Here is a 14,439-nt window from a genome sequence, read left to right on the forward strand (position 1 = left end):
GCGATTCTTTAAATATATCAACTGATCGACAAATGTATAAAATTCTTTTATATAGTAGAAAAAGAGCCATCCTTCCATAACAGAAGAATGGCTCTTTTTCTTATTGATAAATCTCTTTATATTTCTTATACTCCGCTTCAGAACATAGTACGAAATGTCCTGGGCGAATTTCACGCATTGTTGGCACTTCGCTACCGTAATCATGCTGCGATGGATCATATACGATACGTTTACGATTGCGCTCATAATCTGGATCTGGAAGTGGAATCGCTGATAATAGTGATTTCGTATATGGATGAATTGGATTCGCATATAATTCATCACTTGTTGTTAACTCAACGATTTGGCCACGATACATTACACCAATACGGTCACTAATGTATTTTACCATTGATAAATCATGGGCGATGAATAAGTATGTTAAACCTTTTTCTTTTTGTAGCTTTTTCAGTAAGTTTACAACTTGCGCCTGAATCGATACGTCCAGTGCTGAGATCGGCTCATCGGCAATGATAAATTCTGGGTCTACAGCAAGCGCTCGAGCAATACCGATACGCTGACGTTGTCCACCTGAGAATTCGTGTGGGAAACGGTTTGCGTGCTCTTTATTTAAACCAACTGTGTTTAATAGTTCATGAACACGGTCCATGCGCTCTTTTTTACTTTTCGCTAATCCGTGAATATCAATACCTTCTGCGATAATATCCCCTACTGTCATACGAGGATTTAATGATGCGTATGGATCTTGGAAAATCATTTGCATTTTACGGTTGAATTTCTTCAGTTCTGCGCGTGATTTCTTACCATGTACATTTTCACCATCGAACAATACTTCACCAGCAGTTGCATCATATAAACGAATAATTGTTCTTCCAGTTGTCGATTTACCACAACCCGATTCTCCTACAAGACCAAATGTTTCTCCGCGGTAAATATCAAATGAAATATCATTAACCGCTTTGACAACACCACCACTCACGTCGAAGTGCTGCTTTACATTTTTTACTTCAATTAATTTCTCACGTTGTTTAGTCATGTTGTTCACCTGCTTTCATTTGAAGAATGCGTCTTTCAACGACTGCCGGCGGTTTTACTTCTGGAGCTTGCTCGTGAAGTAACCAAGTTGCCGCATAGTGTGTATCACTTACTTTAAATAAAGGTGGGTCCATTTCAAAGTCAATTTTCAGTGCCTGTGGGTTACGTGGTGCAAAAGCATCTCCCTTCGGCGGCTTCAATAAATCTGGAGGCGTTCCAGGGATTGCATATAACTCTTCTTCTGAACCATCTAAACTTGGCATAGATGCGATTAAACCCCAAGTATATGGATGTTTCGGATTGTAGAAAATTTCATCTACAGTTCCAATTTCAACAACTTTACCAGCGTACATAACTGCCACTCGGTCCGCAACGTTTGCTACTACACCTAAGTCATGCGTAATAAAAATGATTGCTGCTTCTGTTTTTTGCTGAATGTCTTTCATAAGTTCTAAAATTTGCGCCTGAATCGTAACGTCTAGCGCTGTTGTCGGCTCATCGGCAATTAATAATTTCGGGTTACAAGCTAACGCCATCGCAATAACTACACGCTGTCTCATACCACCTGAGAATTGGTGAGGATATTGTTTTAAACGAGCTTCTGGATTTGGAATACCTACAAGGTCAATTAATTCTAAAGCAACTTTACGTGCATCTGCTTTACTCATCCCTTGGTGTTTAATTAGACCTTCCATAATTTGATTTCCAATTGTCATCGTTGGATTTAATGATGTCATTGGATCTTGGAAAATCATCGCAATATCTTTACCGCGTACTTGCTGCATTTCTTTTTCTGTTAATTTTGTTAAGTCACGACCTTCAAATACGATTTCACCATTTTTAATGCGTCCAGGAGGATTCGGAATTAATCCCATTAACGCTTTAGAAGTAACTGATTTCCCTGAACCAGATTCTCCTACAATCGCCAATGTTTCTCCTTTTTTCAAATCAAAAGTAACGCCGCGTACAGCTTGTACTTCACCTGCATGTGTATCAAAGGAGACTTGTAAATCTTTTACCTCTAACAATGTTTTCATCTTTGCCTCTCCCCTCTTTTACTTACGCATTTTTGGATCTAACGCGTCGCGTAATCCGTCTGCCATTAAGTTAAATGCTAAAATTAATATACTGATGACAACCGCAGGGATGAACATCATATGCGGATACGTTTGAATAGATTTATAACCATCATTTACAAGAGAACCTAGTGACGCAAATGGTGGCTGAATCCCTAAACCGATGAAACTTAAGAACGCTTCACCAAACACCGCTGATGGAATTGTAAACATTGTCATTACGATAATAGGTCCCATTACGTTTGGAATTAAATGTTTCACAATTAATTGTGTATTTGTTGCACCTAATGTACGAGATGCTAATACATATTCTTGGTTTTTTAACTTTAAGATTTGTCCACGAACAATTCGCGACATCCCTATCCAACCTGTAATCGCCATCGCGAGTGTAATTGACCAAATACCAGATCCCATAATGATTACCATTAAAATAACGATGATTAAGTATGGAATACCGTTAATAATCTCCATAATACGTTGCATAATATTATCTACTCTACCGCCGTAGAATGCTGAAATACCTCCGTATGCAACCCCAATTACTAAGTCAATTGCTGCCGCTAAAAGAGCGATATATAATGATACGCGTGTACCTTCCCATGTTCTTGTCCATAAGTCACGGCCAAGATCATCTGTACCAAACCAGAAGTACTCTTTAATATCACGTTTTTCATACTGGTCAACACCATATTGATCTGTACCGTCAAATGGTAACCAATGAACATTTTCAATAACTGGAATTTTTGGTGGTAATTTCGCACGACCTAAATCTTGCTCTTTATACGAATGTTTACTTACCATCGGTCCAAAAATCGCTAATAGCGCAATGATAACTAATAATACAAGTCCAAGCATCGCACCTTTATGTTGGAATAAACGTCTTCTTACATCTTGCCAAAACGTTAAGCTTGGACGGGCAATGACTTCATTATCAACATTATTTTGATTGGCTTGTTGAAATAAATCTGGAGATAATTTTTGTACATCTTTCATCATTTTTTCCCTCCCGCTAAACGAATACGAGGATCAATAATTCCGTATAAAATATCGACAATGAAAATAACTAAAATGAAAATCGCACTATAGAAAATCGTAGTTCCCATAATAACTGTATAGTCATTTAAAGTAATCGATTTAACGAATTGTTCCCCAAGTCCTGGTACAGCATAAATTTGCTCGATAACAAGTGTTCCTGTAATTAATGCCGCAACCATTGGTCCTAAAATTGTTACAACTGGAATTAACGCGTTACGAAGTGCATGTTTAACAATAATAACGCCTTGGCTAATTCCTTTCGCTTTCGCTGTTAAAATGTAATCGGCTTGCATAACTTCAATTAACTCTGCACGAGAGAAACGTGCGATTGTTGCGATAACTCCCATCGATAATGCAATTGTAGGCATTACAGTAAACTCTGGCCCTTTCCAGAATGCTACTGGGAACCAGCCAAGTTTTACCCCTACGAAATATTGCAGTAATGCGGCAAATACGAATGATGGTACCGACATTCCGAGTACCGAAATAACTGTTGCACTATAATCTACCCACGTATTATTACGAAGTGCGGCAACAATACCCAAAATTAAACCGATAAACGTTCCTAATATAATCGCTTGTAAACCTAATTGGGCTGATGGTCCAATACGATCCACAATCATGTCTGTTACTGGGCGGTTATCATATTGGAATGATACCCCTAAATCACCTTTTGCTAAGTTACCTAAGTAACGTGCGTATTGAACTGGTACCGGATCATTCAATCCGTATTTTTCAAGAATGATTTCTTTTTGTGCCGGTGATAGCTTCTCCTGGTTTTTAAGCGGAGAACCCGGAAGTAATTTCATCAAAAAGAAAGTCAGTGTAGTAATTAAAAATAATGTCAAAGCCATGTACACGAAACGTTTTAATACATAACGTCCCATAGTCAAGCACCTCCCCGTTTTTCTCAAAAGCAATAAGATAGTTTAAAATATTCTTACTTTTATTTTTTTAAAATAAGAGCATATGCCCATCATAAGCATATACCCTTGTAAACGATGGAAAAAAAAAGATTATTTTTGTTCAATAGATGCCCATTTGTAAGTTAATTTACCACCATAGTTAATTGGGATAATATCTTTTACGGCACCTTTTACTACATACGCTGAACCTTTTTGGAAGATTGGAGTGATAACTGCATCCTCTTTAATTAACATCTTCTCTACTTCTAGAAGGTTGTCCCAGCGAGCTTGTAAATCTTTTGTATCTGTTTTAGCTTTTAGGATTAACTCATCATATCTCTGATTAGAATACCCTGTTTTATTTTGAGAACCATTCGTAACAAACATATCTAAATATGAGATTGGATCTGGGAAATCTGGTCCCCAAATACCAAACGCAATATCATATTGCTGAGAATCTTCTAATTTATTTTTTTGTGCGAATGGTTGCTGTTTAATTTTAATTGATAAACCTGGTAAGTTCTTTTCCATCTCACCTTTTAAGAATTCCCCAACTTTTTTAGCATCTTCATTATCAAAGTTTAAGAATTCTAGTTCGATTTTATCAGTTCCAAGCTCTTTCTTCGCTGTTTCCCAAAGCTTTTTCGCTTCTTTTGGATTTGTTTCAACTAGCTTTCCATTTTCAGCTCGGAAATCCTTTTTATTCGGACCTTCAGCGAAATCTTTTCCAACAAAGCCGTAAGCTCCAATTGCACCGTTATTTAAAATAACTTTTGCAATGTTATCACGGTCAAAGGACATTGAAATTGCTTTTCTTAAGTTTTTATTACTTAAGTACTGATTACTTTGATTAAATCTTAAGTAAGCAACCCCTGCTTCTTTTCTTGTTTGGAACTCTGGGCTTTTTCTAAACTTATCAACAAATTCAGACGTTAAAGCCGCTCGATCAATCGCGTTTGTCTCATATAAATTTACATCAGTTGCTGTATTTTTTACAATATTAAAGTTGATTTCTTCGATTTTAACCGTTTTATTATCCCAATATGAAGGATTCTTCTTGAATTGGAAACTTTGTTCATGTTTCCAATCACTCATAACGAATGGACCGTTATATAATGTTGTATTTGCCTCTAAACCAAATTTATCACCTTGTACTTTTACAAAGTTTTCATTTAGTGGGTAAAATACTGGATAAACTGTTAAATCGATAAAGTAAGGAACGGGATTGTCTAATTCTACTTCTAATGTATAATCATCAATAGCTTTTACACCTAATTGGTCAGCAGGTAATTCTTTTTTATGAATTTTCTCTGCATTTTTAATATCGAACATAATGTACGAATACGTTGCTTTTGTATCTGGATTTACTGCTCTTTTCCATGAATACACAAAGTCTTTAGCTGTTACAGGTTCCCCATTCGACCATTTCGCATCTCTTCTTAATTTAAATATGTATTTCTTCCCATCATCTAGCTTTTCGACATCTTCTGCAACTCCAGGCATTCTCTTTTGATCTTTGCCAATACGATATAAACCTTCCATCGTATTATTTAATGCTGTAGAAGATGAAGAATCAGATGCTAATGATGCATCCATTGACGGAATTTCAGATAACTCTGTTAAATTAAGAATCTGTTTTCCGTTACTACTACTCGTAGCGTTCTCTTTCCCTTTTGCTTTTGCGTCATCTTTTTGGTAGCTACACGCGCTAAGCAACATACTTGCAGTTAAAGTTGATGCAAGTAATAACGGTATCTTTTTCTTCATGTTGTGTTGCCTCCCCTAATTGCACTTCCTGTACCCTCACTTGTTAAAAAGTAGAATTGAAAGAATAATCTCCAAGTTTCTACAATTTTCATTATACATATAATATAACAATTGTGAATATAGTTTTTTGTTTTTTTGTTAAAATTTTTAATAAAATATTTATATTTTTAATTTTCCGTAAAGGGATACATTAACATTGCTACCATCATCTTAAAATCAGACCTTTAATTGCGTATAATTTTCAAAAAATTAATCCTAGTACTTATTATAGCTTTTATAGTATAATAATTCTAGTAATATTTTGACGGAGGGGAATATTTTGAATAAAGTTTTTTTTCATACTTGTATACTAATTTTTATAGCGATGATTGCTTCTAGTATTGGTGCATTCCTCATTTCATCTCAATTTTTGTTGAACTTTGTCAACATTTTGTTTTATATTGCACTGTTTTTTATTCTTATCGGCGGTTTTTTATACATATTTCAAAATGGTTTTTTCAATGTAACCATTTACGCATTCCAAAGAGTATTTGGTACGAACAAAAAGATTGACTCTTTAATTGAAGAAGTCGAGGAACCTACAGATAAGAAAGAACGTATTTATAAAACATATTCATTCAAATGGACATATCCAATTTGTATTACAGGTATCTTCCTTGGGTTGTTCTCGACCCTCATTAGCTTTACTATTTTGATGTAGTTTGCAAACACTATCCCATATGATATAATAATCAGCAAAACATTTTGTTATAAAACTTTAGTTCTTTCATATTAAAAGAGCTCAAGTAACAATAAATAAATTTATATGTATGCGATGATAAAGAAGAGTACATATTGAGGCAATTTCAGAGAGCTTGTGGTTGGTGTGAACAAGTAATTGTACAGTATGGAATGGGCTTTTGAGCACCAAACCGAACCGAAAGTAGTAGGCTTTGGCGTTATATCCTAACGTTATTATGGATTAGAGAGATTTCACAGTAGTGAAATAATTAGGGTGGTACCGCGGTCCATTCGTCCCTATAGTTTTTGGGATGAATGGGCTTTTTTGTTTGCCTTCTCTTCCCCACATCACACATTCAATTTTAGGAGGAATTACTTATGTCAGTTATCTTTTCTGGTATTCAGCCAAGTGGAACGATTACACTTGGAAACTATTTAGGAGCAATGAAGCAGTTTACAGAGCTTCAAAATGAACACGACTGTTATTTCTGTATTGTAAACCAACATGCGATTACAGTGCCTCAAGATCCCGTCGGGCTTCGTAAAAACATCCGCAGTCTTGCTGCACTTTATGTGGCATGCGGCATCGATCCTGAAAAAGCTACTTTATTTGTACAGTCAGAAGTACCAGCACACGCTCAACTAGGATGGATTATGCAATCTGTTGCTTACGTTGGAGAATTAGAGCGTATGACGCAATATAAAGATAAAGCTTCTGGTAGAGATTCAGTTCCAGCTGGATTACTTACGTATCCACCATTAATGGCTGCTGATATTTTACTTTACAACACTGAAATCGTGCCGGTTGGTGATGACCAAAAGCAACATATCGAATTAACACGTGACTTAGCAGAGCGTTTCAACAAACGTTACCGCGAAATCTTCACAATGCCTGAAATTCGTATTCCAAAAGTAGGAGCTCGCGTTATGTCATTAACAGAACCTACGAAAAAAATGAGTAAATCTGATCCAAATCCAAAATCAATGATCAGTATGCTTGATGAGCCAAAAACAATTGAAAAGAAAATTAAGAGTGCTGTAACTGACTCTGAAGGTATCGTGAAATTTGATAAGGAAAACAAACCTGGTATCTCTAATTTATTAACAATCTACTCTTCATTCTCCGGAAAAACAGTTGAAGAAATTGAAGCAATGTACGAAGGAAAAGGATACGGCGACTTCAAAGGCGACCTAGCGCAAGTAGTCGTAGAAGCAATTCGTCCAATCCAAGACAAATATAACGAACTAATCAATTCACCAGAACTAGACGAAATTCTAGACAAAGGTGCAGAAAAAGCAAACCGCGTTGCATTCAAACAACTACGCAAAGTAGAAAACGCAATGGGACTAAGCAGAAAACGTAGGTAACATATAAAGCGGAGGCAGCTCGTTCAGCTCTGACTGGCTAAGGTTCTTTCGCATAGAAGACGCTTTTTGTCTTCTTATGCGGAAGGTTCTTAGACACGAAGCGCTTGCTGCCAGAGCTGGATTTCATATAAAGCGGAAGCGGCTCGCTTAGAATGTGAGGGGGATGGAGCTCCTGACGTAGAGGCGCTTTTTGCCTCGCAGGAAGGCGCGAAGCCACCGAACATTCTTGCCGCTGGAGCTGGATTACAACAAATTAAAAAAACCGCCAATCGGCGGTTTTTTAATTTACCTTTTGCTCATTTTCCATTTCCCATAACTTTTCAAAAAATGGCTGTCCTTTTACAAGACGCTCACATAATTGTTCATGTTTCTCAGACCAGCCAGCTTTCGCTTCATCATACAGTCTAGCCCAAATATCCTCGAACTCCATATGTTGAACCGTTCCATATGCTGATGGATCCCACTCTGTGTACCAATAGCGAATCTCTGCTGTATTTTTCGTTGTATGTAATTGATCTAACGCCATAAATAATAATTGTTTTAGCTGTCTTTCTTTACGAGTCAAGCCATTCATAATGAAAGGCGATGGTGATAAAATGTGATGTTCTTTTTCTGTTTCTTCTACTTGGAACTCATACTTTTCTGCTTTTACGTTTTCTACCATCTCATATACCATCTGCTCTTGGCGTGGTATAAGTCTGCTTTTACGAATTGGAACATTGTAACCAATTGTGTCAATCGCAATAATTCCTTTTCCATCTGTAACAACAAAGCAATACTCTTGCTGCAAACGTTCATGATTTTTACGAATATAAGCCTTATGATGTACGTCTTCCAGCATTTTTTGCGGAAGCTCTAACAATTCGTTCTCGATGTAATGATATAATGTGGCATCTACTTTTAATAATGGCACTTGATCTAATAGCTCTATCGTATCATCTTTCCGCCATTCGTAAAAATGACAAACGTTATACCCATTTTCTTCACCTTCAAACCAATTTACCCATACATCATGTAGATATAACATTCACTACCCCTCACTTCACTACTGTTTGTACCAATCATTATGTTCATTTTTGCTTAACTTTATTCCACTTGAGGAAATATATTCTAATTATTATTTTTTCTTCTATTAATAATAAAAAAACAGGAAATAGAACTCCTGTTTTTTATATATGAAATGCACTTGCTTTATTCAATATTTCTTTTGCATCTATAGATAATAAAGAAAGTGTATCTTCTCCTTCCAAAGTTACACAATCTTTGACAATATGAAATCCAAGCGCATAGCCAAGCATCTTCGGATAAGAGTGAAAGCCATTTAATACGATGTCATGTTCCCTTGTTCCTCGTTTTATACTTATTCTTTCATGTACAACATTTTTCCAATAATAAATAGCTTCTTCTTTTGAAAGATACGCCGTCCACGGTGCATTGTTTTTTTCTGTATACCTTTCTGTTACTGCCTGCTCAGCTAGCCCTTCCATAATCATCGTATCAAGTAATGTATATTCTGTTTCTTTCATCTCAATTTGATGTAACCTGCATATGTGATGATATTCATGCGCCAATAACACTTTTAATTCTTCTACCGAATTCCGCCCACATACGAATAAGAAAATAACATGACGCATAGATAATCCAGCCCTACCGTTATACTCTTCTTGTACAGTTCGATTATAGGAATCTGATAATAAAATAAAGACAGGGACATCTGGACCTTTTAACCAATTTTTCAGTTTATCATACTCCAGGCTCAATTCTTTCCAAATTTCCTTTTCCTCTAATTCTTTAATTTCCTTTTCTCCGCGCATGATTGGGCGATACATCCCTTTTGAAATTAAAAAGCGATACAATCTTTCTTTTGGCAACGGAATATACTTCGTAAATTTCTCACAAAGTTTTTCTGGCCGCCCATAATATAAATGTAGCCATTCAGCTGTTTCAACAATCCCCATCTTTATCCCTCCTTTTTTCTTATGTATATGCTACAGGAGAAAAAGACGTAAAAATAAATAAGGAGTTTTTTCGCAATATATTACGAAAAAACTCCTTATTTCATCTATTATTTATACGATTTAAATACTAACACTGCGTTATGACCACCGAATCCTAATGAGTTACTTAATACTGCATTTACTTCTTGGTGTCTCGCTTGATTCGGTACGTAATCTAAGTCACATTCTGGATCTGGTGTCTCATAGTTAATTGTTGGAGGAATTACTCCGTCTGTAATTGATTTAATAGAGAAAATCGCTTCAACAGCACCAGCTGCTCCTAATAAGTGACCTGTCATTGATTTCGTTGAGCTAATCGCTACTTTATACGCGTGCTCACCGAAAGTTTCTTTAATTGCCATCGTTTCATATTTTTCATTCGCATCCGTACTTGTACCATGCGCATTAATGTAATCAATATCTTCTGGCTGTAGGCCTGCATCAGCTAAAGCTTGACGCATTGCACGCACTCCGCCTTCACCACCAGGAGCAGGCATTGTAATATGGAACGCATCTCCAGTTGCACCATAACCAGCAATTTCCGCGTAAATGTGAGCACCGCGCGCTAATGCGTGCTCTAATTCTTCAAGAATTAGAATACCTGAACCTTCACCCATTACGAAACCGCTACGGTTTTTATCAAATGGACGGCAAGCCGTTGCTGGATCTTCATTAAATGTTAATGCTTTCGCTGAGCTAAATCCTGCGAATGCCATACTTGTTAACGGCGCTTCTGCTCCGCCTGTAATCATTGCATCAGCATCACCACGCTGAATTGCTTTAAATGCATCACCAATTGAGTTTGCACCAGATGCACAAGCCGTTACAGAACAAGTGTTAATTCCTTTTGCTCCTGTTGCGATTGATACTTGACCTGCTGCCATATCTGGAATCATCATCGGCACGAAGAATGGGCTCACGCGGCGTGGGCCTTTCTCAGTAAAAATCTTAAATTGTTCTTCGTATGTTTCCATACCGCCAATACCAGATCCAATCCATACACCAATTCGAGGTCCGTTTTCTTCTGTAATTTCAAGCTTTGCGTCTGCAACTGCCATTTTCGCTGCTGCCACTGCATATTGTGTAAAGCGATCCATACGGCGCGCTTCTTTTTTATCAATATATTTCTCGACTTCAAAGTCGTTAATTTCCGCTGCTACTTTTGCTGGAAATAGTTCTGGATCAATTCTTGTAAGTCGCCCGATTCCAGATACACCCTTTTTAATGTTTTCCCATGCTGTTTCAACATCTGTTCCGACCGGTGTAACAGCCCCTAGTCCTGTAATTACGACCCTCTTTTTTTCCATACAAAATACACTCCTTTTTTCTCTCAGTCCTTATTTACCCCAACGAAGAGCAACTGCTCCCCATGTTAATCCGCCACCAAAACCAACAAGTATAATTAAATCACCGTCTTGAATACGTCCGTTTTGCAATTCCTCTACCATTGCAATCGGAATTGAAGAAGCTGATGTATTACCGAACTTCTCAATTGTCATACTCATTTTTTCTTGTGGTAAATTTAACCTCTCTCTTGCAGATTCCATAATACGAATGTTTGCTTGATGCGGTACTAAGAAATCCACATCTTCTTTCGTAAGACCAGCTTTATCTAAAACGCGAAGACAAGAATCACCAAGTTGACGAACGGCAAATTTAAACACTTCTCTGCCATTCATCATAACATACTCGTCTTGATAAAGATGCTTGCCGCCACTTCCGTCTGCTCCTAATTCAAAAGATAGAACACCTTTACCTTCTGAAACAGCTCCCATTACGATAGCACCGGCTCCGTCTCCAAATAATACTGCTGTATTTCGATCGTTCCAGTCTACAATTTTAGATAGTTTATCACTACCAACTACTAATACATTTTTATAAGTTCCCGTTTGAATAAATTGCTGCGCTGTAATCATTCCGTACATAAAACCAGCACATGCTGCACCTACATCCATTGCAGCTGCCTGTTTCGCTCCAATCGCTTCTTGAATTACACAAGCAACTGCTGGAAAAGCACGATCTGGTGTTACTGTTGCTACTAAAATAAGGTCGATATCCTCTCCGTTAATTCCTGCATCTTCAAGTGCTTTTTTAGAAGCCTCTACGGCCATATATGAAGTATCTATTGTATCATCGGCAATGCGTCTTTCTGCAATTCCCGTTCTCGTACGAATCCATTCATCGGATGTTTCCATTATTTTCTCTAAATCGTGATTTGTGACTACTTTTTCTGGCACATATCTTCCGATCCCTAAAATGCCCACGTTCACATCGCAGCCCTCCGTTTTATATCAATTATTATGACTTGGTACTAATTTTAAAACATAAATGTATTTTTGTCTAGAATATATTTCGCATAAAACAGAAAGCTAACGCATTATTCACGTTATTTTTCATTAAAAGAAACAGAAACATACCTCTCAAATATAAAAAGACTCAAACCGCTTCTATTCACGGTTCGGGCCTCTCTTCCATCTTAAAAAGATGCTTTTTATTCTTTATCTGCTTTCCTTCTAAACTAAAGAGTTCTCCTCACTACTTTTCCTTTATACTCTTCATATCTCTGATTTTCCCCCAGGCGAGAATAAAAAAGGCCCTGACCGCTTCTACCCACGGTTCGGGCCTCTCCTCCATCTTAAAAAGATGCTTTTTATTCTTTATCTGCTTTCCCAAGCTCATAAGCTTCATTCATAACTTTCATTAACAACTCTAACACCGGCTGTGCTTTCTCCATATCAAGTGCAATTCCATTATCATCTAAAATTGCCTTTGCTTCCGGTAAATGCTTCATTGCGATTTGTAAAAACTGCATGCTTTTTTCGTTCATATTATGCTCTTCCTCTCCATTAAAACTTTCACATACAATAGTGTAACACGCGTGCTACTCTTCGTATAACTCTTTATATTTTTTCATGTGTGCCAGTTGCTTATTTAAACCATATTCTAACGGAGTATTTCTTTTTATCGAAATTACTTCGATAGCCTCATCTCTTACTTCGTTATTATTTTGATTTACTTTATCATCCGCGCGTAAAAGATTCATACCTTTTTCCCATAATGACTGTTTACCACTAAGTAAATTGTATATACCAAGATGCGCCCCGCTCGTTCCATGTTCCCATAAGTATTCACATACATCTTCAATGTAAAGTAAATCACTTCCTTTTTCCTCACTCGTACAACGGCACTCTTTCTCGTCTAATTCTGATAAAATGAGCTGATGATACATCATAAAAGATGGTTGCCATGGTCCATATAATGTAGGAACTCGAAATACACTATATTGTAAATTCCCTTTCTTCAATCCTTCTTCTACTTTCAAAAATAGGCGCTTATTTTCTGATTCATCTGTACTACCTACTTCAATAGAAGAAATTAAATTTAACTTCACTTTTTGTTCTTCACACATTCTTATGATTCGCTTTAAATATTGTAATATGACTCTTTCATTCCGAAATCCACTTTGCTGATTTGGCTCATATAAGCAAAAGTAAACAGTATCGAAGCTCTCTTCCTCTACTGATCTCCATCCATCTTCATCTCTTATCGAATAATACGTAAATAATGCATTTCGCCCAATTAATAATAACTTCTCTTCATTAATTTTGGTCATACTATCGAATTCATCAAAATCAAGACCATATACTTCCACTTCTTCTTCAATCATTTTATTTACAAGGTGATAACCTACAAACGTAAGTGCACCTATTATCAGCACGCGTTCCATACCACCAACCCTTTCCCTCTGAAACAAATAGCTCCTCATTTATGTATATGGGAGCTTCACAATTCTTCTTCATATTTTTTAAAGAAATCGGTCGTTTGCCTAACCATTTTATATTTCACATCTTGCAGATGGAACAAGACAGAAGTATCACATTGATTGAATTGCCTCATTTTCTCATATTTACGCAATTGCTGTTTTCTTCCTCTTTTTTCTTGGGTTGATACGAAAACTTTGACCGGTACACAAGATGGAAGAAGCGTAAATGATTTCTTATTTATTTTTGATTCTAATTCTTCTTCTTTGGCATCATACGCCAAACTTAATTCCTTCACGAGTCTCTTGTAAAAAAACTTATGCTCTTTTTCAAACTCCACATATTCTGGTAAATCTAAACACGGATTTAACATAATGACAGAGCGTATACACTCAGGGTATTTGTTCATCATTTCGAGTGCTACAAGTGCTCCCATACCATCTGCCATAATGTGCATTTTCGCATTCAATGTCTCTTTTCTCAACACAACGTCATATAAACGTTTTGCTAGACGAACAGATTGGTCGTTTCCCCAATGTCTTCCGTATAAATTAGAAGAAAAGACCGTGTAGCCTTGCTCAATAAGGCCATGTAAAAAATAAGATCTACCCGCATGCTGTGTCCATAAACTTGTACCATTCTCAATAAAGTAGTTATAATCACCGAGGAGCATAACAGAAAATCCATTTGGCTTCTCCGGTAAATAAATGACACATGGTTCTTTTTCTAAGTAAAAAAAACGTTCCGTAATACTCATTTTTCCCCCGCCTTATTT

Annotated in this window: 14 protein-coding genes and 1 other annotated feature; of the genes, 2 read left to right on the forward strand and 12 right to left on the reverse strand. The window is 36.8% G+C overall.

Annotation, left to right across the window (positions count from 1 at the left end):
* Positions 1-100 precede the first annotated feature (100 nt).
* From AC0OM3_RS13970 to AC0OM3_RS13990, 5 genes are all read right to left on the reverse strand, one after another.
* Positions 101-1,036 (reverse strand): ABC transporter ATP-binding protein, encoded by a 936-nt coding sequence (locus AC0OM3_RS13970; RefSeq protein ID WP_000166347.1) that lies wholly within the window; start codon positions 1,034-1,036, stop codon positions 101-103.
* The gene (locus AC0OM3_RS13975; protein ID WP_000854347.1) at positions 1,029-2,072 is read right to left on the reverse strand and encodes an ABC transporter ATP-binding protein; all 1,044 of its coding nucleotides are present in this window, start codon (positions 2,070-2,072) and stop codon (positions 1,029-1,031) included. The genes AC0OM3_RS13970 and AC0OM3_RS13975 overlap by 8 nt, the downstream gene beginning before the upstream one ends.
* Before the next feature lie 18 nt (positions 2,073-2,090).
* Positions 2,091-3,107, reverse strand: coding sequence for an oligopeptide ABC transporter permease (gene opp3C, locus AC0OM3_RS13980; protein WP_000974106.1), 1,017 nt, complete (start codon positions 3,105-3,107; stop codon positions 2,091-2,093).
* Positions 3,104-4,033 (reverse strand): oligopeptide ABC transporter permease, encoded by a 930-nt coding sequence (gene opp3b / locus AC0OM3_RS13985; protein ID WP_000534167.1) that lies wholly within the window; start codon positions 4,031-4,033, stop codon positions 3,104-3,106. The genes opp3C and opp3b overlap by 4 nt, the downstream gene beginning before the upstream one ends.
* Before the next feature lie 129 nt (positions 4,034-4,162).
* Positions 4,163-5,818: a peptide ABC transporter substrate-binding protein gene (locus AC0OM3_RS13990; protein WP_000727222.1), complete on the reverse strand. Its 1,656-nt coding sequence runs from the start codon at positions 5,816-5,818 to the stop codon at positions 4,163-4,165.
* Positions 5,819-6,137: 319 nt separating this feature from the next.
* Between AC0OM3_RS13990 and AC0OM3_RS13995 the strand changes: the two genes are divergently transcribed.
* On the forward strand, positions 6,138-6,518 hold the full coding sequence (locus AC0OM3_RS13995) for a DUF3899 domain-containing protein (RefSeq protein ID WP_001044997.1): 381 nt from the start codon (positions 6,138-6,140) through the stop codon (positions 6,516-6,518).
* Between the two features lie 105 nt (positions 6,519-6,623).
* Positions 6,624-6,840, forward strand: a binding site (T-box leader).
* Positions 6,841-6,916: 76 nt separating this feature from the next.
* Positions 6,917-7,906 carry a tryptophan--tRNA ligase gene (gene trpS, locus AC0OM3_RS14000; RefSeq protein ID WP_000110982.1) on the forward strand — a complete coding sequence of 330 codons (990 nt, stop codon included), beginning with the start codon at positions 6,917-6,919 and terminating at the stop codon, positions 7,904-7,906.
* A 280-nt stretch (positions 7,907-8,186) separates the two neighbouring features.
* Here the strand turns inward: trpS and AC0OM3_RS14005 are convergent, their stop codons facing one another.
* From AC0OM3_RS14005 to AC0OM3_RS14035, 7 genes are all read right to left on the reverse strand, one after another.
* Entirely contained in the window at positions 8,187-8,933 is a 747-nt protein-coding gene (locus AC0OM3_RS14005) for a YjbA family protein (protein ID WP_000966124.1), read from the reverse strand.
* Positions 8,934-9,075: 142 nt separating this feature from the next.
* Entirely contained in the window at positions 9,076-9,864 is a 789-nt protein-coding gene (locus AC0OM3_RS14010; RefSeq protein ID WP_000513273.1) for a DUF2268 domain-containing putative Zn-dependent protease, read from the reverse strand.
* Positions 9,865-9,971: 107 nt separating this feature from the next.
* Complete coding sequence (gene fabF, locus AC0OM3_RS14015) at positions 9,972-11,210, reverse strand: beta-ketoacyl-ACP synthase II (protein WP_000412656.1); 1,239 nt, start codon at positions 11,208-11,210, stop codon at positions 9,972-9,974.
* Positions 11,211-11,240: 30 nt separating this feature from the next.
* Positions 11,241-12,173 (reverse strand): beta-ketoacyl-ACP synthase III, encoded by a 933-nt coding sequence (gene fabH, locus AC0OM3_RS14020; RefSeq protein ID WP_001100544.1) that lies wholly within the window; start codon positions 12,171-12,173, stop codon positions 11,241-11,243.
* A gap of 380 nt (positions 12,174-12,553) precedes the next feature.
* Positions 12,554-12,730 (reverse strand): ComZ family protein, encoded by a 177-nt coding sequence (locus AC0OM3_RS14025; protein WP_001986215.1) that lies wholly within the window; start codon positions 12,728-12,730, stop codon positions 12,554-12,556.
* A 54-nt stretch (positions 12,731-12,784) separates the two neighbouring features.
* The gene (locus tag AC0OM3_RS14030; protein WP_002163889.1) at positions 12,785-13,657 is read right to left on the reverse strand and encodes an NAD-dependent epimerase/dehydratase family protein; all 873 of its coding nucleotides are present in this window, start codon (positions 13,655-13,657) and stop codon (positions 12,785-12,787) included.
* Between the two features lie 29 nt (positions 13,658-13,686).
* Complete coding sequence (locus AC0OM3_RS14035) at positions 13,687-14,421, reverse strand: lipase family protein (protein WP_000028713.1); 735 nt, start codon at positions 14,419-14,421, stop codon at positions 13,687-13,689.
* Positions 14,422-14,439 lie beyond the last annotated feature (18 nt).

Source organism: Bacillus sp. FAU20, assembly GCF_056033865.1.

Coding starts and splice junctions, on each gene's coding strand:
- AC0OM3_RS13970 (WP_000166347.1), bottom strand. CDS start 1,036: ATGACTAAACAACGTGAGAAATTAATTGAAGTAAAAAATGTAAAGCAG.
- AC0OM3_RS13975 (WP_000854347.1), bottom strand. CDS start 2,072: ATGAAAACATTGTTAGAGGTAAAAGATTTACAAGTCTCCTTTGATACA.
- opp3C (WP_000974106.1), bottom strand. CDS start 3,107: ATGATGAAAGATGTACAAAAATTATCTCCAGATTTATTTCAACAAGCC.
- opp3b (WP_000534167.1), bottom strand. CDS start 4,033: ATGGGACGTTATGTATTAAAACGTTTCGTGTACATGGCTTTGACATTA.
- AC0OM3_RS13990 (WP_000727222.1), bottom strand. CDS start 5,818: ATGAAGAAAAAGATACCGTTATTACTTGCATCAACTTTAACTGCAAGT.
- trpS (WP_000110982.1), top strand. CDS start 6,917: ATGTCAGTTATCTTTTCTGGTATTCAGCCAAGTGGAACGATTACACTT.
- AC0OM3_RS14005 (WP_000966124.1), bottom strand. CDS start 8,933: ATGTTATATCTACATGATGTATGGGTAAATTGGTTTGAAGGTGAAGAA.
- AC0OM3_RS14010 (WP_000513273.1), bottom strand. CDS start 9,864: ATGGGGATTGTTGAAACAGCTGAATGGCTACATTTATATTATGGGCGG.
- fabF (WP_000412656.1), bottom strand. CDS start 11,210: ATGGAAAAAAAGAGGGTCGTAATTACAGGACTAGGGGCTGTTACACCG.
- AC0OM3_RS14025 (WP_001986215.1), bottom strand. CDS start 12,730: ATGAACGAAAAAAGCATGCAGTTTTTACAAATCGCAATGAAGCATTTA.
- AC0OM3_RS14035 (WP_000028713.1), bottom strand. CDS start 14,421: ATGAGTATTACGGAACGTTTTTTTTACTTAGAAAAAGAACCATGTGTC.